Origin of the sequence: Saccharibacillus sp. O23, assembly GCF_002205895.1 — a bacterium.
GTDB lineage: Bacteria > Bacillota > Bacilli > Paenibacillales > Paenibacillaceae > Saccharibacillus.
The window spans coordinates 55648-74854 of sequence record NZ_NJDE01000033.1 but is presented as its reverse complement, the minus strand read 5'-3'; the positions used below and the strand labels follow the sequence as shown (position 1 = coordinate 74854).

General features: G+C 57.7%; 14 protein-coding genes. 9 read left to right on the top strand and 5 right to left on the bottom strand.

What is annotated here, in order from left to right; genetic code table 11:
- The first annotated feature begins 215 nt into the window (after positions 1–215).
- The 7 genes from CDO73_RS25845 (at position 216) to cyoD (ending at position 9587) form a co-directional block, all read left to right on the top strand.
- Positions 216–1964 carry an ABC transporter substrate-binding protein gene (locus CDO73_RS25845; RefSeq protein WP_256972855.1) on the top strand — a complete coding sequence of 583 codons (1749 nt, stop codon included), beginning with the start codon at positions 216–218 and terminating at the stop codon, positions 1962–1964.
- 211 nt (positions 1965–2175) lie between these two features.
- Complete coding sequence (locus tag CDO73_RS25840) at positions 2176–4527, top strand: glycoside hydrolase family 95 protein (RefSeq protein ID WP_088491380.1); 2352 nt, start codon at positions 2176–2178, stop codon at positions 4525–4527.
- 291 nt (positions 4528–4818) lie between these two features.
- A complete protein-coding gene (locus CDO73_RS25835) occupies positions 4819–5025 on the top strand; it encodes a hypothetical protein (RefSeq protein ID WP_143536187.1) in 207 nt (68 codons plus the stop codon).
- A gap of 597 nt (positions 5026–5622) precedes the next feature.
- A complete protein-coding gene (cyoA, locus tag CDO73_RS25830) occupies positions 5623–6591 on the top strand; it encodes a ubiquinol oxidase subunit II (protein ID WP_088491378.1) in 969 nt (322 codons plus the stop codon).
- A 59-nt stretch (positions 6592–6650) separates the two neighbouring features.
- Positions 6651–8624 (top strand): cbb3-type cytochrome c oxidase subunit I, encoded by a 1974-nt coding sequence (locus CDO73_RS25825; protein WP_088491377.1) that lies wholly within the window; start codon positions 6651–6653, stop codon positions 8622–8624.
- Positions 8624–9241, top strand: a complete 618-nt coding sequence (locus CDO73_RS25820) for a cytochrome (ubi)quinol oxidase subunit III (protein WP_088491376.1) — start codon at positions 8624–8626, stop codon at positions 9239–9241. Before CDO73_RS25825 ends, CDO73_RS25820 begins: the two co-directional genes overlap by 1 nt.
- A gap of 1 nt (position 9242) precedes the next feature.
- Positions 9243–9587 (top strand): cytochrome o ubiquinol oxidase subunit IV, encoded by a 345-nt coding sequence (gene cyoD / locus CDO73_RS25815; RefSeq protein WP_088491375.1) that lies wholly within the window; start codon positions 9243–9245, stop codon positions 9585–9587.
- A 757-nt stretch (positions 9588–10344) separates the two neighbouring features.
- Here cyoD and CDO73_RS25810 read toward each other — a convergent pair.
- From CDO73_RS25810 to CDO73_RS25800, 3 genes are all read right to left on the bottom strand, one after another.
- Positions 10345–11625, bottom strand: a complete 1281-nt coding sequence (locus tag CDO73_RS25810) for a glycoside hydrolase family 27 protein (RefSeq protein WP_088491374.1) — start codon at positions 11623–11625, stop codon at positions 10345–10347.
- A 137-nt stretch (positions 11626–11762) separates the two neighbouring features.
- Positions 11763–12644 (bottom strand): AraC family transcriptional regulator, encoded by an 882-nt coding sequence (locus CDO73_RS25805; protein WP_088491373.1) that lies wholly within the window; start codon positions 12642–12644, stop codon positions 11763–11765.
- 83 nt (positions 12645–12727) lie between these two features.
- Entirely contained in the window at positions 12728–14224 is a 1497-nt protein-coding gene (locus CDO73_RS25800) for a glycoside hydrolase family 43 protein (protein ID WP_088491372.1), read from the bottom strand.
- A gap of 189 nt (positions 14225–14413) precedes the next feature.
- On the opposite strand from CDO73_RS25800, the gene CDO73_RS25795 reads away from it, so the two are divergent.
- Positions 14414–15352, top strand: coding sequence for an ArsR/SmtB family transcription factor (locus CDO73_RS25795; RefSeq protein WP_088491371.1), 939 nt, complete (start codon positions 14414–14416; stop codon positions 15350–15352).
- Positions 15349–16404 (top strand): SGNH/GDSL hydrolase family protein, encoded by a 1056-nt coding sequence (locus tag CDO73_RS25790; RefSeq protein ID WP_088491370.1) that lies wholly within the window; start codon positions 15349–15351, stop codon positions 16402–16404. The genes CDO73_RS25795 and CDO73_RS25790 overlap by 4 nt, the downstream gene beginning before the upstream one ends.
- A 165-nt stretch (positions 16405–16569) precedes the next feature.
- On the opposite strand, the gene CDO73_RS25785 is transcribed toward CDO73_RS25790, so the two are convergent.
- Positions 16570–16977: a GtrA family protein gene (locus CDO73_RS25785; RefSeq protein ID WP_088491369.1), complete on the bottom strand. Its 408-nt coding sequence runs from the start codon at positions 16975–16977 to the stop codon at positions 16570–16572.
- A 4-nt stretch (positions 16978–16981) separates the two neighbouring features.
- The gene (locus CDO73_RS25780; protein ID WP_088491368.1) at positions 16982–18997 is read right to left on the bottom strand and encodes a glycosyltransferase family 39 protein; all 2016 of its coding nucleotides are present in this window, start codon (positions 18995–18997) and stop codon (positions 16982–16984) included.
- Positions 18998–19207: the final 210 nt, after the last annotated feature.

Here is a 19207-nt window from a genome sequence, read left to right as displayed (position 1 = left end):
TTAACTAATAAGAATCGAACTCGGTCGCTAAGTAAAAGCCTTCATTCTTCGGGATGAAGGCTTTTTGGCTGCCAAGAAAAATTTTGATAAAAATGAAGAAAAAGGTTTATTTTTTGCGAAGATCGAGTATAATCGAATCAGGGTGAGATTGATCACTCCCATTAATGTAAGCGCTTAACCGTAGGGGTCTACAATTTCTGAAGGGTGGGTACAGAATGAAGACAAACGGAATTGCGAAATTGGGAATGCTGTTGGCGGCCGTATCGATTGTCGCCGCAGGCTGCGGCGGAGGAACGTCCGGCACTACGAACGAACCGGCTAAGACGACCGGAAGTTCGAGCACCGACGCTTCGACCGATAAGTCGAAAGACGGCGCCGACGATACGTCGCCGGTCACGTTCACGTTCTTCGGCGGCGACGCCAGTCCGAACTGGACGAAGATGCAGGACGAAGTCGGCAAAGTCATTACCGAGAAGACCGGCGTAACCATCGACGGCGAATTCGCCGTCAGCGGAACCGACCAACAGAAGATCGCCCTGATGATCGCTTCGGGCGACTATCCGGAAATTCTGTATCCGAAAGGCGAGACCAGCAAGCTGGTGGAAGCCGGAGCGCTGGTCGACCTGACCGATCTCATCGAACAATACGCGCCCAATATCAAGAAATTGTACGGCCCCTACATGAACCGCCTCAAATACAGCAAAGACGATCCGTCCATCTATACGATTCCTACCAATACTTCCGTCGACAATACGGCGTTCGAAGCTCAAGGCGGTTTCGAAGTCCAATTGTCCGTGCTGGAAGAGTTGGGCTATCCCGAGATTCGGACGGTCGACGACTTCGAGAAAGTGCTGAAAGAATATTATGCGAAACACCCGACGATCGACGGTCAGCCGACCATTCCCCTGACGCTGAACGCGGACGATTGGAAGATCATGATCACCGTGACCAACCCGGCATTCCTGGCTACGGGAGCGCCGGACGACGGCGAATTCTATATCGACCCGGAAACGTACGAAGCGAAGCTGCATTACAAACGTCCGGAAGAAAAAGAATACTTCAAGTGGCTGAACAAGATGTACAACGAAGGCCTGATCGATCCGGAAGCCTTCACGCAGAAAAACGACCAATATCTGGCGAAGATCTCGAGCGGACGCGTACTCGGCCTGATCGATCAGACTTGGGACTTCCAAGAAGCCACGAACTCGCTCAAAGCTGCCGGCAAGTTCGATAAATTGTACGGCCACTTCCCGGTCACGCTGACGGAAGAATACAAAGACCATTCCTTCGTCGATATCGGCAATGCTTCCGGTTACGGCATCTCGTTCTCGACTTCCATGAGCAAAGAAAAACAGGTGCGCGCGATCAAGTTCCTCGATTGGATGGCATCCGACGAAGGACAGATCCTCGGCAACTGGGGCATCGAAGGCAAACAATACAATATCGAAGACGGCAAACGGGTGATTCCGAAAGACGTGTTGGACCGTAAAATCAACGACAACGCCGCTTTCCAGAAAGAAACCGGCATCGGCCTGTATACGCCGTTCACCGTCCGCTACGGCGACGGCGTAAAAGACGGCACGGGCAACTACTACACGACCAACTACCCGGAGCAGATCACGAACAGCTACAGCGAGCCGGAGAAAAAAGCGCTGGCCGCTTACAAAGCGACGACGTGGAAAGATCTCTTCCCGGGCAAAGACGAATTCCCGGTCAAGAAATGGGGCGCGGCCTATAACCTGCCGTCGCCGAGCACGCCGGACTTCACCGTACCGTATCAAAAAGGTCAGGATATCGTCCGCAAAGCGATCCCGGCCGCGATCGTCGCAAGCCCGGATCAGTTCGACGCCATCTACGACAAGATGATCGAAGATCTGAACGGCAACGGCATTCCGGAGATGGAGGCCATGTATACGCAGATGATCAAGGATACCGTGGAAGCTTGGGGAGAAGGCACCAAATAACATCGAACAGATCCGATCCGAAGGCGGGGATTTCCCCGCCTTTTCGGCTTGTAAACCAGACGCGGGAATTGTCGAATCATCGATCCGATCCGGAGAACGAATTGACGCTGTTCGGCGGCTGACTTATACTGAAAACGGGTTGTAAGCATTTTCAATAAGTCCGAATCAAGTTTAATCTAAAACGTTTTCTGAAAGGCGGAGAGCAGTCGGAATGGAGCAGAACCGAACCAATAAATTATGGTACAAACAGCCGGCAAGCCGTTGGGAAGAAGCGCTTCCCGCCGGCAACGGGCGCTTGGGCGCGATGGTGTTCGGCGGCGACCGAAAAGAGCGGCTGCAATTGAACGAAGATACGCTTTGGTCCGGGTTTCCGCGCGACAAAATCAATTACGATGCACGGCGTTATCTGAAGCAGGCGCGCGAATCGATTTTTGCCGGGAACTACGAAGAAGCGGAGAAGCTGATCAATCTGCGCATGCTCGGCTGGAACACGGAAGCTTATCAGCCGCTGGGGGATCTCTATATCGAACGGATCGGCGGCGGAGAAGCAAGCGAATACGAACGCGATCTCGATCTGACAACGGGTGTGCTGACTACGAGCTTCAAAGCGGACGGCGTTCGTTACGTGCGCGAAGTGTGGATCAGCGAACCCGATCAAGTGCTGGCCGTCGTGCTGAGCGCGGATCAAGCAGGCGCGATCGACGTCGATCTGTCGCTGGAAAGTCTGCTTCCGCATGATGCGTCGGCCGAAGCGGACGGACGGCTGATCCTGAAAGGAATGGCGCCGAGCCATGTGGAAAGCAATTATTTCCGCGATCATCCCGAAGCGATCTTGTTCGAGGAAGGACTGGGGATGCGGTTCGAAGCGCGGCTGCGAACGTCGGCCGAAGGCGGACGGGTCGAAACGGCAGACGGGCGAGTTCGGATTCGAGGCGCGAATCGTGTCATGCTGCTGCTGGCAGCGGCGACCAACTTCGAAGCGTACGACAAACTGCCCGAAAACGGAACAAGGAAGCCGGAACAGCTCTGCGAGAACTGGCTCGATGCGGCGTCCGCGCAAGGAGAAGCGGCGCTGCGGGAGCGGCATCTGCGCGATCATGCGGCTCTGTACGGACGCATGGAATTGAAACTGGGCGGCGAAGAACGCGCGCAGCTTCCGACCGACGAACGTCTCGAAGCGTATAAGCAGGGAACCGAAGATCCGGCGCTCGAAGCGCTGTATTTCCATTACGGCCGTTATCTGCTGATGGGCAGCTCGCGTCCGGGCACGCAGCCCGCGAATCTGCAAGGCATCTGGAATCATCAGATCGAGCCGCCGTGGAACAGCAACTATACGACCAATATCAACGTGCAGATGAACTACTGGCCGGCCGAGGTCGTCAATCTCGGCGAATGTCACGAGCCGATGCACCGGATGATCGGCGAACTGGCGCAGGCGGGACGACGCACGGCCAGAATTCATTACGGGGCGCGCGGTTGGACGGCGCATCATAACGTCGATCTGTGGCGGATGACGACGCCTTCGGGCGGCGACGCGAGCTGGGCGTTCTGGCCGATGGGCGGCCTCTGGATGAGCGCCCATCTCTGGGAGCATTATTTGTTCACTCGCGATGCGCGATTCCTGCGCGAGCAGGCCTATCCGATTCTGCGCGGCGCGGCTCTGTTCGCGCTCGATTGGCTGGTCGAAGGACCGGACGGCTTATTGACGACGGCTCCGTCGACGTCGCCGGAGAACCGTTTCCGCGGAGAAAACGGCGAACCTTGCAGCACCGCGTTCGGTTCGACGATGGATCTGACCTTGATCCGCGACGTCATGGAACACGTCGTCGAAGCGGCGGCGCTGCTCGATCTTGAAGAGAGCGAGGTCGAAGAATTCCGCTCGGCGCTGGCGCGGCTGCAGCCGCTTCGCGTCGGCGCCGACGGACGCCTGCTGGAATGGGGAACCGAACTGGAAGAGCACGAGCCGGGACATCGGCACGTCTCGCATCTGTACGGCGTCTATCCGGGACGCTCGATCAACCGTCTTGAGACGCCGGAGCTGCTCGACGCCGCGCGCGCTTCGCTCGCGGCGCGCATCGCGAACGGCGGCGGCCATACCGGCTGGAGCTGCGCCTGGCTGATCAACTTGTACGCCCGTCTGCTGGACGGGGCGAACGCGCATCGTTTCGTTCGTACGCTGCTGGCGCGTTCGACGCATCCGAATCTGTTCGACGATCATCCGCCGTTCCAGATCGACGGCAACTTCGGCGGCACGGCGGGCATCGCGGAGCTGCTGCTGCAAAGCCATCTGGGCGAGCTGCATCTGCTGCCCGCCCTGCCGGCCGCTTGGCCGGACGGCTCCGTGCGCGGGCTGCGCGCGCGCGGGGGCTTCACGGTCGCGCTGGAGTGGCGCGACGGGCAGATCGCGTCGGCCGAGATCGCGGCCGACTTCGCGGGTACGGTCCGGCTGCGCGCGGACCGCGCTTTCGAAGGCGCCTCGCCGGCCGACGCGGGCGAGGCGGGAGCTTTTGCCGGCGAGCTGCGCGTCGCCGCCGGCGAGACCCTGCGCGTCGCCTTCGAGTAGGCGGCGGATCCCGGTCGACAGCCCGCCTGCTTATAGGCGGGCTGTCGACGCACCTGCGGCCTTAGCGACAAAGGCCGCCGCTTGGAAGACCGGTCGCCCTCTGACGGAACGCCTATCCGTCAGAGGGCGATTTTGCGTGCGGATCGAGCTTGCGAGCTTGCTTCAGTTGTTTGAACCCCTTCCAAAAGAGTTAATGGGAAGTAACCGGACCATTCGAGCCGCCAAGCGCGGCATCCAGAGAAGGGAGCAAAGACAATGAACCGCGAAGCGAAAAACACCAGGGGTCTAATGTTGGTCTCGACTATTATTTCCGTCGCATTGATGATAATCGGCATCGTGATGATCGTGGTGGATCTCGGCAATTTCAGCGATAAGAGCTATCCGGTCATGGTCGGCATCGGATTTATCGTCGGCAGCATTCTGATTTACGGTCTGAGCCGGGCCGTAGGCATGGCGCAGATGCGCAAAGAAGAAAGCAAAGGCAAAGTGGAAAACTGACCGTTCCCGCGAAAGCGCTTTTTGCGGGACGTTATCCCCGAACGGCATTCCGAAAGGAATCGGTTCGGGGATTTTTCATGGCTGCTATGAGATATGTCACAGAAGTGTCGAACAAAACGATCGGGGCGGCAGGCAAAAGGCGAACGAATGGTCGATAATAGAGGAACGGCGGCAGCGAAGGAGGGGAAAGAACGGCAGAAACATGTTTAAGATCAGACGCGAAGACGTTAAAGGCTATTAAGAATATATAAAGGAAGAGAAAAATTAAAATTTGAAATAAAGTGAGGAGGGAGCGGAAAAATAGCCGGTTATGGAAAGAAAGTTCCGTTGAGCGTTCGAGGCGCTTTTATTGGCGGTTTTAGTCGATTTTTTTGCGGAAAACGAAGATTGAGCTTTCTTTCACTTGCGTAAAGGAGCTTTTTCAAGGCCCAATATCACCAAATGCGTCGGATTGTTTGACATCTTTGTTAACAAAGTCAAAACTTTTCGAAAAAGCTGTTCAATTCTGGTATCTTTAAGTGTAGAATCAAAGTTGCGTTTTATTGTGTGAAATGCTTATCGAATGACTTGAGCGTTCAACAAGGAGAGGGGATCCACATGAGCAAAAAACGAAGATCGCTCGTTCGTGCAGCTTTCTCGGCCGTCACTCTTGTTCTGACGATGCTGCTGCTCTCGGGATGCGGGAATTATATGGTTCTCGATCCGAAAGGCCCGATTGCGGACAAACAGCTGGACCTGATCATCATCACCACGCTACTCTGCTCGATCATTATCGTGCCGGTGCTGATTATCACCTTCGTCATCGTATGGCGTTACCGCGCCAGCAACAAGAAAGCCGATTATAAGCCGGAATGGGCACACAACAACCTGCTGGAAACGATCTGGTGGGGAATTCCGATCGTGATCATCGCGATCCTGGCCATCATCACGATCCGCTACACGCACGAACTCGAACCGTCCAAAGCGCTCGCTTCGGATCAGGACGAAGTCGTCGTTCAAGCGGTATCGCTGAACTGGAAATGGCTGTTCCTCTATCCGGAAGAAGGGATCGCCACGGTGAACACCGTAACCATCCCGGAAGGCAAGCAAGTCCGTTTCGAACTGACGGCCGATTCTCCGATGAACTCGTTCTGGGTTCCTGAACTCGGCGGACAGATCTACGCGATGTCGGGCATGTCGATGGCCCTGTATCTGCAAGCGGACGAACCGGGCAAATACTTCGGTACCGGAGCGAACTTCACGGGCGAACATTTCGCCAACATGACGTTCGACGTGAACGCCGTAAGTCAGGACGATTACGACAAGTGGGTAAGCGAAGCGAAGAGTTCGCCGGAGCAGCTCACTGCCGAAGGTTACGAGAAATTGTCGGAGCCGAGCGAGAAAGAAGAACCGAAGCTGTTCGCTTCTTTCCCGGAAGGCATGTACGATCAGATCGTAACGAAGTATATGCATGAAGGCGCCGAGCTGCATCAGCACGGAAGCGCGCAGGCCGGCGAATCCGACAACGGCAAGCAGACGGCGGAAGCGAACTCGGAAGAGCCTTCTTCCACGCACAGCGGACATTGAGAAGCGGCCTAGGCCCGACTTCGAAACCGCGATAACCAAGCAACGAAAGGAGCTCCCTAATGCTCGAAAATATCAAAGAGTTCGCATCCGAGTTTTTTGTAACGGGCGATCCGCTGATCTACGGCGCCGACGTATCTATCGTTCTGGCCACGCTGGGGATCGTGTTCGTACTGACGTACTTCAAAAAATGGGGCTGGCTCTGGAGAAACTGGATTACGACCGTCGATCATAAGAAGATCGGCATCATGTACATCCTGGCCGCGATCGTCATGCTGTTCCGCGGCGGCGTAGACGCCGTCATGATGCGGACGCAGCTCGCTTTCCCGGACCTGAACTTCCTGGAACCGGAACACTATAACCAGATCTTCACCACGCACGGCGTCGTCATGATCTTCTTCATGGCCATGCCGCTGATGTTCGGTCTGTTCAACATCGTCGTGCCGCTTCAGATCGGCGCGCGCGACGTCGCGTTCCCTTACCTGAACTCGCTGAGCTTCTGGCTGTTCTTCGCCGGCGCGATGCTGTTCAACCTGTCGTTCGTCATCGGCGGTTCGCCTGACGCCGGCTGGCTCGCTTATCCGCCGCTCTCCGGTTCGCAGTTCAACCCGGGCGTCGGACAGAACTTCTATATCTGGGGTATCCAGATCTCCGGTATCGGCTCGCTCGCGTCCGGTATCAACTTTATCGTTACGATCCTTAAGATGCGTGCTCCGGGCATGACGATGATGAAAATGCCGATGTTCACTTGGTCGGTATTCGCCGCTTCGACGACGATCATCTTCGCTTTCCCGATTCTGACGATCACGCTGCTGCTGCTGTTCATGGACCGCTTCTTCGGCGCCCATTTCTTCACGCTCGACGGCGGCGGCAACCCGATGATGTATATCAACCTCATCTGGATGTGGGGTCACCCGGAAGTGTATATCGTCGTTCTGCCGGCCTTCGGCGTCTTCTCCGAAACGGTGGCAACCTTCGCGAGAAAACGGTTGTTCGGCTACGCTTCGATGGTATTCGCCATGGTTATCATCAGTATCATCTCGTTCTTCACTTGGGCTCACCACTTCTTCACGATGGGCTCCGGCGCGAACGTTAACGCCTTCTTCGCCGTGACGACCATGATCATCGCGATCCCGACCGGGGTCAAGATCTTCAACTGGCTGTTCACGATGTATAAGGGACGGATCACCTTCCCGACTCCGATGATGTGGACCATCGCGTTCATTCCGGCGTTTGTCGTCGGCGGGATGACCGGGGTCATGCTGTCGGTCGCACCGGCGGACTTCCAGTTCCACAACAGTTACTTCCTGATCGCCCACTTCCACCAAGTGCTGATCGGCGGCGTCGTATTCGGTTACTTCGCGGGCCTGTACTACTGGTGGCCGAAGATGTTCGGTTTCAAACTCAACGAATACCTCGGCAAATGGGCATTCTGGCTCTGGAACATCGGTTTCTACGTCTGCTTCATGCCGCAGTACCTCGTCGGTCTCGACGGCATGACGCGCCGGATCAGCGTATTCAGCGATCCGAACTGGGTAGGCCTGAACGTCGTTTCGACGATCGGCGCGTACATCATGGGTCTGGCCTTCCTGTTCCAAGTGGCGCAGATCGGTTACAGCATCTTCCGTCACGAGAAAGACACGACGGGCGATATCTGGGACGCTCGTACCCTGGAATGGTCCATGCCTTCGCCGGCGCCCGAGTACAACTTCGCGGTCATCCCGCAAGTTCACGGTCGCGACGAATGGTGGGAAGAGAAAGAACGCCGCAGACGCGGCGAGAAACCGTGGCAGCTCGGTCCGATCGAGCCGATCCACATGCCGAAGAACTCGGCGATTCCGGCCATTATGGCGATCTGCTGGTTCGTTCTCGGTTTCGGTCTGGTCTTCCACTGGTTGTGGATGGCGATTCCGGGTCTGATCGGCGTATTCATTTGTTTGTATGCTCGTTCCTTCAGCGCTCACAAAGCGGAATACTACATTCCGGTTGAGGAAATTGAAAGAACCGAAGCGACGTTGAGAGGGGGCGCGGTATAATGGCACAGTCTCCGGCACATGGCTCGGATCATCACGATCATCACGCTGCGGGTCATCACGACCCGCAGGATATCAAACTGCTCGGTTTCTGGATTTTCCTTGTAACCGACGTTATCTTGTTCTCGACGTTGTTCGCGACGTTCATCGTGCTTCGCAACAACACGAACGGCTTCGAGGGCGGAGCGGATCTGTTCAACATGACGGGCGTTATCGCCGAAACGTTCCTGCTCCTCACAAGCAGCTTCACCAGCGGTCTGGCCGTTCTGGCCATGCATCAGAACAAAGTCAAGCCGATGATCATCTGGCTTGTCATTACCGGACTGCTGGGCGCGGGCTTCCTTGCGCTCGAATTGACGGAGTTCGTCGAGCTGGTGCATGAAGGCGCGACGCTGCAAACCAGCGCGTTCTGGTCGGCGTTCTTCACGCTCGTCGGCACGCACGGCGTCCACGTAACCATCGGTATCGGATGGATGATCTCGATCATCATCCAGATCGTTCGCCGAGGTCTGAATGCCGATACGAAGGGCAAAGTTACGGTATTCAGCTTGTACTGGCACTTCTTGGACGCGGTCTGGATCTTCCTGCTCTCGATCGTGTACCTGATGGAGGTGATGTAAGATGGCGGATCACAACAACACGCACAACAGCCACGGCGGAGAGCGTCACGAGCACGGCTCGGTGAAGTCCTACGTCATCGGTTATATCATTTCGATCGTTCTGACCATCATCCCGCTCGTCGTCGTCATGAACGACATGATGGGACGCACGGCGACCATCGCCGTCATCATGGTTACCGCAACGCTGCAATTCCTCGTGCAGTTGGTGTTCTTCATGCATATCCGCGACGGCGAACAGCCGCGTTGGAACGCCATTACGCTCATCTTCGGGATTCTGATCCTGCTGACGATCGTAGTCGGTTCCATCTGGATCATGGGCAACAACCAGATCGGCATGAAAATGTAGAACGGCGCTTGGCTCAATATAGAGCTCAGCGTACAAAGAGTCCGCTTGCGGCAAATCACGGAGCTTCGGCTTCGCGACTTTGCCGCTCATGCGGGCTCTTTTTTTTGCCTGAACGGATAAGCGTGAGCACTCGAGAAGCGTCCGGATGACGCAAGAAGCTTTGATCTCCGAAGCCGCTCGCCGAAGCTATGTGCTCGCTTTTTTTGTTTGCAGCCGACTTTGCCGTTCAAGAGCCGCGCTGCGATTTTGCCCGTATGCGGCATGATCATTCGACTCGGCATGCGTTTTCTAACGGATCGACGCGACGCTTAGCGGGCATTCGGAGCGGTTTTGGAATTCTAACGGATTCAGATGACGCTTAGCAGGAAAATGAGCGGATTTTCGGCACGAAAAGAGGCGAATCGGCCGGCTAACGAATCGACGATCCGTTAAGAGTTCGAAAAGGGGAGTTTTGCGCTTCTAACGAATCTGCGATCCGTTAGCGCAGCGTCTTTACTTCATACGTCTACGAAAATTCGGTTCTCACGCTTACTCGGCTTCCGAGAGCAGTTCAAAGACCCGATCTGAATAAGATCGGGTCAAAATGTCGAGAAAGTCCGAGCATCGCTGGAATCGAGACGGCAGGGAATGGGATTCAGCGAGTACAGGGTTTCGTAGAAAGCTGCTTCGAAAGCGTAGGCCGACAATGCTCGCCTTTGAGATCGGGCTTCGGTCTGATCGGCCGGAGCATGGCCGCATCGGAACTTAAACGATCCTTTTACCGAAGCCGGTACAGCTTGACGCCGTGCGAAGCGATCTCCGCATGCAGCGTATCGCTTTCGGCCGCGACCGCTTCGCCGCTCCACAGCTCATGACCGGAAACGCCTGCGCTTAGTCCCGCTTGTTCGACCGAGACGGCGAAAGCGCGCGTCTCTTCGCCGACGTTGAACGCGGCGACGTAACGGCTGCCGTCCGGATGGTCGGCCGTCCAGACGATCAGATCTCCGTCGCGCAGCGCTTCTTGCGCGCCGTTGCTCTCGCGGTGCATCTCCAGCACTTCGCGATTGGTCAGCAGCGAGAGCGTCCATTCGTCGCAGTCGCGCAGCTCGCCGCCGAAGATCAGCGGGGAGCGGAAGATGCTCCAGAGCGACATCATCGTACGCTGTTCGTCGCGCGTAAACCGGGTCCAGCGGTCGGCTCCGCCGCCGTCGACCGAGCGGATGCCGATATGGCCAAGCGGCAGCATATCACAGTCCGGCCAGCAGCCGGGCGCGGGAACGCCCTGCCAGCTGCGGCAGCGGTCGAACATATCGAGCAGCAGCGGCCACAGATCCCAGAAGTCGTCGGTGACCCGCCACATATTGGCGTGATCCGCGAAGAAGTCCGCATGCTCGACCGGAGCGGGGCCCGGCGACAAGCTCAGTACCATCGGGCGTCCGCAGCGCTCGATTGCCCGGGAAATGAGTTCGATCTCCGGTTGATGCGTATCGTACAGCCGGGAAGCCGCGATATCGTCGACTTTGACCAGATCCACGCCCCACGAAGCATACAGTTCGAACAGCGAATCGTAATAAGCCTGCGCGCTTTCTCGCGAAGCGTCGACGCCGTACATGTCGGTATTCCACGGACAGATCGAATTCGGATGGGCGATATCGCGCGCCGTGGCCGACGTATTCAATAACGGCGTATCGGCATGAACGGCCTGCCGCGGAATTCCGCGCATGATATGAATGCCGAACTTCAATCCGAGACTGTGCACGTAATCCGCCAACGGCTTGAAGCCCGCTCCGCCGGCCGCCGAAGGAAAACGATTTTCGGCCGGCATCAGGCGGGAGTATTCGTCCATGATCAGCGGCACGAACGGGCGGTATTGCGAAGAGTTCGCATGAGGCTCGTACCATTGAATATCTACGGTGATATACGACCAGCCGTATTCTTTCAAACGAGAAGCCATATATTCCGCGTTGCCGCGGATTTCTTTTTCGGTGACGGCCGCGCCGTAACAATCCCAACTGTTCCAGCCGAGCGGAGGAGTCGGGGCAACCTGTTTGTGATCCATGTTCGTTCTCCTTTGATTGGAATCGAAGCTTATTGCACTTCCGATACCATCATAAGAAACAAGCGGATCGCCATCCACGACGTTTTTGACGGGGAAATTGTACGATATTGCGGTTCATGATCGCTTGGGCCGTAGATTCAATCCAGAAACAGTTTTCGATAAACCAGACTTTCGCCGCCGTGACGGAACTGCCCGGGCGTCAGGTTCGTAAGGCGGCGGAACACTTTGATAAAATAGCTGCCGCTGGAATACCCGACTTGCTCGGCAATCTCTTCGATCGGCAGCTCCGTTCCACGGAGCAGTTCCATCGCCTGCTCGATTCGCACGCGCGCGAGGTAAGCTCCCGGCGTTACGCCCGTGCTGGCCGAGAAGCGGCGAATCAGATGGTATTTGGACAAAGATACCCGGTCGGCCAACTGCTCGATGCCGATCATGCGCGCGTAATGCCGTTCGATAAACTCGGCGGTAAGCCGGACGGAATCCGGCCAATTCGAGCGGTCGCGCCGATCGTTCACTTGAAGCCGGACCAATTCGGTCATGAATTGGTACACCCACGAAGAAGCGGCGAACGGATCGGCGATACGGCCCGCCGCGGCGTCGGCCACCATCAGGCGCAGCAGTCGAATCGGCGGACTGTCCGGTTCGAGACGGGCGATGCTGCCCGTACCGTACCGATATTTGTGCCAATGCTTCAAGATCAGATCCGGCCGCAGCAGCACGAACAGGAACGTCCAAGGTTCTGCGGAACCCGGTTCGTAATAATAACGGTGCGGACTCGGAATCTCGGCGAGCAGAGCATGTCCGGCAGGCACCCGATAAGTGCGTCCTTCCGTTTCGTATACGCCTTCGCCCGACAGCGTATATTGGAACAGCAGCAGAGGGCCGTCCGTCCGCTTCAGCCCGTCCCAGACGTAATCCGCGGTATCCACGGTCGAATGGCCGACCGCGAACAGCTTGCCCAGCGGCAGGTCGTGGCCTTCGGTGAACCGAAAGCCGTAAGTGCCTTGAGGAATATTCACGCTAACCTCCCGGAAAAAGAAGATGCGATCGCGCAGCCGCGTTTATCGGCCGATCCGATCGGCAAAGCGCAAACGTTCGATATTTACGCGTATGCACATTCGAATTCGACAAAGGCCGATTCCGTTCCTTCGCCGACGGCGTACAGGCCGATCAAGACGCCCGTGAACCCGCCGGCCACTTCGGACGACAGATATCGGGTCTGCGCCGTTCCCATCGCGATTTCCCGATCGCCTTGCACCAGAAAGAAATGGTAGCGTTCGTGTCCCGAACGAATCCTCAGCTTCGTCGTTCGTGTTTCGTTCAGCGCGACCCGACGTTCGACCGATTTGATATCGCCGACGTTCAAGCGCAGGATGGCTTCGCAGCCGGCCGAACCGCGGCGCAGCGCCAAGTCGTAATGATGGTTCTCGTCCATGTACAGCGTAAGACCGGCCTCGCCTTCGCCGCCGGACAGCTCGATCTCGCAGGCGATCGTCGCATCGAAATCTTTCTGGCGCAGCCCGATAAAGGTCGGAGAAGAAGCCGCGTCGAGCGTCACGTCGGTGCCTCGCAGCACGGCGCGATCGACGCTCAGCGTATAGTTTTCCGCCGCCGGATGACGCAGGTAACTCCAATCCAGATTCCAATCCGTATTGCCGAACGTGTAGACCTTCTTTTCCTGCTGCACGACCGTGTCCGGAATCCGATCGGTATTGAACGAAGTCAGCGTTATTCCGTCATGTCCCGCGGTAAACCAACCGTCTTCGCCGAACGTCACCGGCGTCAGGAAGACCTCGCGCCCGAGATGGTGATAAGTCAGCCAGCGTCCGATCTGACGGAAACCCAGATGCAGCATCCACCAATGGCCGTTCCCGTCTTCGACCAGATCGCCGTGGCCGACGCCTTGAAGCTCGTACCCGCCGAGATCGCGATTAGTCAGCACGGGATTGGCCGAATAGGACTCGAACGGTCCGTGCAGCGAGTCGCCGCGCGCGTAGACGACCATATGTCCGTATTCCGTGCCGCCTTCCGCCGCCATCAGATAATACCGGCCGTCGATCTTGTACATATGCGGGCTTTCCAGATAACGTCCTCCCGTTCCTTGCCAGATCGTGCGGCTCGGCGAACGTTTGGCGCCCGTCTCGATATCGAGTTCGCACTGCACGACGCCCGAGCTGCCTTCGTCGTCCATGCCGTTGCTCATAAAGAAGGCCCGCCCGTTTTCGAAATACAGATCCGGATCGATGCCGCCCTGATCGACGAAGATCGGTTCGGACCATTCGCCGCGAATATCGTCGGTCCAGACGTAGAAATTTTGATGCGTGGTATCGTTGGTGGTAGTCATATAGAAGCGCCCGTCGTGATGGCGGATCGTCGGCGCGAAGACGCCGCCCGAACTGTTGACGCGGCGAAGCTGCACTTGGCTCTCGCGCGTCAGACAGTGGCCGATCTGCGTCCAATTGATCAGGTCCCGGCTCTCGAACAGCGGAACGCCAGGGAAATATTGAAACGAACTGCATACCAGGTAATAAGTGTCTCCGACTTTGCATACGCTGGGATCGGGGTAAAAGCCTTTGACGACCGGATTTTTGTATTTCATAAAACGCTCCTTCTTCGATTCTTGTTTTCGCGAATCCATACCTGCTGTACGATTGAACTAAAACGTTATCGACAATACCGTTATTAAACGATATATTGATAAGGCTTACAATGCGTAACAAGCGCTCAAACGCACAAAATCGCTTGAATGAACATAAATGCGATTTCAGCGACGGAAGGAGGTTCGGGAATGATCCGGGCAAACCGGGAACGGCAATATCTGCCGCTGTACGAAGCGCTGGCAAGCGAGGTACGATGGAAGATGATGGCCTTGTTGGCCGAAGAAGAGATCAATGTCAAAGAGCTGGCCGCCCGCCTGAATCTCAGCGCGTCGATCGTGACGATGCATGTCCGCAAACTGGAAGAAGCCGGTCTGAGCGGCAGTCGGCGCGTCAGGATCGGCGGAGGCACGCATAAGCTCTGTTATCTCAAAGAGCGGAAGATCGAGATCGAACTGCCGGCGAAAACAGACGAAAAGCAGATCCTCGAGCAGTCGATCGCCATCGGGCATTATACGGCATTCGAGATTTGGCCTACCTGCGGCCTCGGCACGTTGGAGAAAGAGATCGGCGTATGGGACGACCCGCGTTATTTTCTCGATCCCGAACGCGTGCAAGCCGCCATTCTCTGGTTCGGGCGAGGGTTCGTCGAATACAAAACGCCGAATTACCTGCTGCCGCAGCAGTCCGCCGAAGCAATCGAGATTTCTATGGAACTGGCTTCCGAAGCGCCGGGGCTGCGCGACGATTGGCCTTCCGATATCGCTTTTGACTTCAACAGCGTACGGCTCGGTACATGGACCAGCCCGGCCGACTTCGGACGCGCGGCGCGAGGCCGGCATACGCCCGCGTGGTGGCATCGCAACGTCAATCAGTACGGCCTGCTGAAAACGATCCGCATCGACGCGTTCGGCACGACGATCGATGGGGAACGGATGTCGGACGCCACATTGGCGGATCTGCGGCTGGAAGAGCCTTTCTGGACGCTGCGCTTTACGGTCGACGAACAAGCGGAACATGTAGGCGGGCTGACGCTGTACGGAGCCGGCTTCGGCAACCACGATCAAGACATCGCGATTCGGGTTCATATTCAGGATAATCGGGAAAAAGGGGAGCAACCGCAAGCATGAAAATCTTCAAAGCCAATCGGGAAACGGTAAAAAGTCTAGGCAGGACGCACGAATATAACGGTTCGCTATGGCTGGCGCTGTCGGGAAGCGGAGCGGCGTTTTCGTTCGTCGGCCGAAAAGCCGAGATCGTGCTGAAAGGCGACGGCACGGCGCAGGGGACGGAGAACTTCGCCCGCATCGGCATCAACGTCAACGGCAAACGGGTCGTCGAAGATCTGATGGATCGCCCGATCAAGACGTATACGGTGTTCGACGGCGAGATCGAAGAGCCGGTCGAAATCGAGATTATCAAGCTGTCGGAAGCGGCCATGTCGACGGTCGGGATCGAAGAGATTAGACTCGAGACGGAAGCAACGATCGAACCGGCTCCGGCGCGCGATCTGAAGATCGAAGTGATCGGCGACTCCATCACATGCGGCTACGGCGTGGACGACGAGAGCGGACAGAATCCGTTTTCCACGGCGACCGAAGACGCGACTCGCGCTTATGCTTATCTGACCGCGCAGACGCTTCGAGCGGATTACAGCCTCGTCTCCTACAGCGGCTACGGCATTATCTCGGGCTATACCGACAACGGGGAAAAACTGCTGACGCATATTCTGCCCGACTATTACGAGAAGCTGGCGAAGTCGGAAGGCCGGTTGGACGGAACGTTGGACCCGCTGACGGTCGAATGGGACTTCGAACGATTCGCGCCGGACCTGATCGTGATCAATCTCGGCACGAACGACGATTCGTACGCGCAGGATCATGCGGACCGGCAGGCGGAATTCGCGGAACGGTATGCGGAGTTCCTGCACACGGTCAGACGCCGCAGCCCGCAAGCCGCGATTCTGTGCACGCTCGGCATCATGGGCGACCGTCTGTGTCCGTTCGTCGAACAAGCCGTCGCGCGTTACGTGTCGGAGACCGGCGACGAACGCGTGTCGGCCATGCGCTTCGACGTTCAGCGGGCGGAAGACGGATACGGCTCGGACGGCCATCCGTCCGCGGTCACCCATGCCCGTGCGGCGGAGAAGCTGGCGGCTCGCATTCGCGCGCTGCTGGCGTAGCGAGTGGACTCGTACGAGTCGGAATCTTCATACCTGCTTCGGCGTCGAGGAATTCTGCGCTTATGCAGCAAAAACCGCTAAGCTTTCGATATCGAAAGCTTAGCGGTTTTTTTGCGGTTTATTTTCATAAGAAGCATCGTCCGCGCGCGGCAGCGCCGGTTCCGTTCAAAGATTCGGTTTATCCGTCGCGGCGGGGCGGAAGACCCAGACCTTGCTCAAGACATAATTGAGCGCCATGCCGGGCACGGTGACCAGCACTTTGGCCGCCCAGACGGGCATAAACAGATTCAGCAGCGACAGCAGGGCGGTCGTCAGCAGAGCCACGGTGACGTTGACGACCAGAAAACGGGTCAGTTCGCCTTTTTGCCGAGGCTGATCGGTCTTGAACGTCCAGCGGCGGTTCCAATAATAGCTGTTGGCCGTACCGGCGGCGTAACCGACGGCCTGCGCGATCGGACCGATCAAGCCTTGCAGCAGGAAAAAAACCAGAAAGTCGACCAGCGTATTGGATACGCCGACGACGGCGAAGCGCAGCGGTCTGGCAGAGACTTTGACGGGTTTGGACGGCGTCACCGTTTCACTCCTCTTTTTTCATGTCGTATAAGCTGTACTCCGGCACGACGCCGAGCGCTCCGGCGACTTTGATGACGGTATCCGTCACCCGCTCGGGCGTTTTGCTGTTCTCGTCGAAAGTCTTCTTCGCGATCGGCGAGGACGCGTTCCATTCCGATTCCGGAACGAGCCGCCCGTTGGCTTTGGCCCATAACGTGATCGGATCGCGGGCGCTGTGATTGCCTTCCAACAGCACGTAGCGCACCTCGCCGTCTTCGATCTTGCGCTGCAAGCCGTCGATTCCGAGCGCGGGATCGACGCCTTTGAATCCGCCCCACGTGAGCACCGGTTCGCGGGTCTGAATGATCAGAGCGGCGGCTCCGCTGTTGGAAGACGGCATGACCGCCAGATATTTCGCGGTTCCACGGTTGCGCTCCATATAATCGACCAGCGCCCCGTTCAGCGCCGGGGCGTCATGGCTCCAACTGCCGCCGCCGTCGGCCAGATGCGGCGACGCATAAGGCTGCCGCGCGCTGCCGCCGTACAGGCCCGGCGTCAGCGACCACCAAGCCGGCGCGGCCATCAGCGCCGCCAGCCCCAGTGCCAGAGCCGCCTTCGGCCCGGCGGCTCCTCTCAGCCGCAGCAGCGGCAGCGCCAGCGCGCCTCCGGCAAGCGCGGCGATCGCGATCGCCGTATAGCCGTCGTCGTAGGCGATGTAGGCCGCCGTGCCGAAAGCGATCGCCCAGCCGGGCAGCAGCCAGCCCGGCTTCGGGGAGCGGCACAGCTCGGCGAGGGCCGCTCCCGCGAGCGCCGCGATGCCCGGCGCCAGCGTGATCAGGTAATAGCGGTGGAAATATCCCGCCAGACTGAAGACGACGATCATCGGCAGCAGCCAGCCGACCCACAGCAGGATATCCGCCCGCCGCTCGGGGCGGCGAACCCACAGCAGGATCGCGCCGAACAGCGCGAACGGCAGCAGCCAGCTGATCTGTCCGGCGAGCTTGACGTCGAACAACCGCAGCCAGCCCGGCGGGCCGTCTTCGGTACTCGAATTCATCATGCCGGAACTGACGGCCGCGGTCCGGAATCCCTGCGGCTCGGCGGGCTGGCCGAGGCCGAGGTTCGACAGGCCGGTCTCTTCGGCCTGCCCGTTGTCCAGCCCGGGCATAAGCACGGAGCCGACCGGACCGATCGTCGCTTCCTGCCGCTCGATCTTCGACTGTTCGAGAATAGCCGAGAGGCTGCCGGACAGATTGCCGGTCAGCCGTCCGATGCCGTTATAACCGAGCGCCAGCTCCAGCACCGAGTTGTGCTGCGTGCTGCCTACGTAAGGACGATGATCGGCCGGCCGGCTGTCGACGGCGACGGCCCAAGAGAGCGAGACGGCGATCAAGACGGCCGTGGCGGCCGCCAACTGCTTGAACGTCTGCCGCCAGCTTAAGCGCCGAGCGATCAGCACGAACAGATAGAAAGCGGGCAGTACCAGATACGCCTGCATCATCTTGGTGTTGAAGCCGACGCCGACCAGCGCGAAGGCGAGGCACAACGTTCCGATTTTTCCGCTTCGCACGGCCCGGTTCAAGACGTAGGCGGCCAGCACCAAGAAGAACACCAGCACGCTGTCCACGTTGTTGGTCCGGCTGACGGCCACGGCGATCGGCGTCAGCGTGAGGAACAGCGCGGCAAAGCGCGCCGCGGCCAGACCGAACGAAGAGCGGACGATCAGATAGAGCAGGATCACCGAACCGGCAAGCGCCAGCGCCGAGGGCAGGGCCAGACTCCAAGCATGCAGCCCGAACAGCTTCACGCTGATCGTTTGCAGCCAGAACGCGACCGGCGGTTTGTCGATCGAGATAAAGCCGCCGGGATCGAAAGAATTGAAGAAAAAGTTATGCAAGCTCTGGCTCATGCTGGTGACGGCCGCCGTGTAATACCCGTTCAGATTGCCCGATTTCGAGATGTTCATCAGCGTCAGCGTCAGGGCGACCAACGCGAGAAGCGCCGGAACGGGATCGATTTTTCTCAGTAGGCGTGCGTTCACGTTGTTTCCCTCCGAACCTCTAATCTATCTATATAGTATAAGACTTGCGCATGAAAAGAAAATGAAAGCAAGCTTAGGAAAAGCTGAATCGTTCTCCGCGCGCAGCAGGTTCGCGGCACTCGCTCGAGATCGCCTGAACCTCATTTCGAAAAACGGCTGTACAAAACGTAGTCAATGAACTAAAATGAACCTATATAAACGTTCATTTCG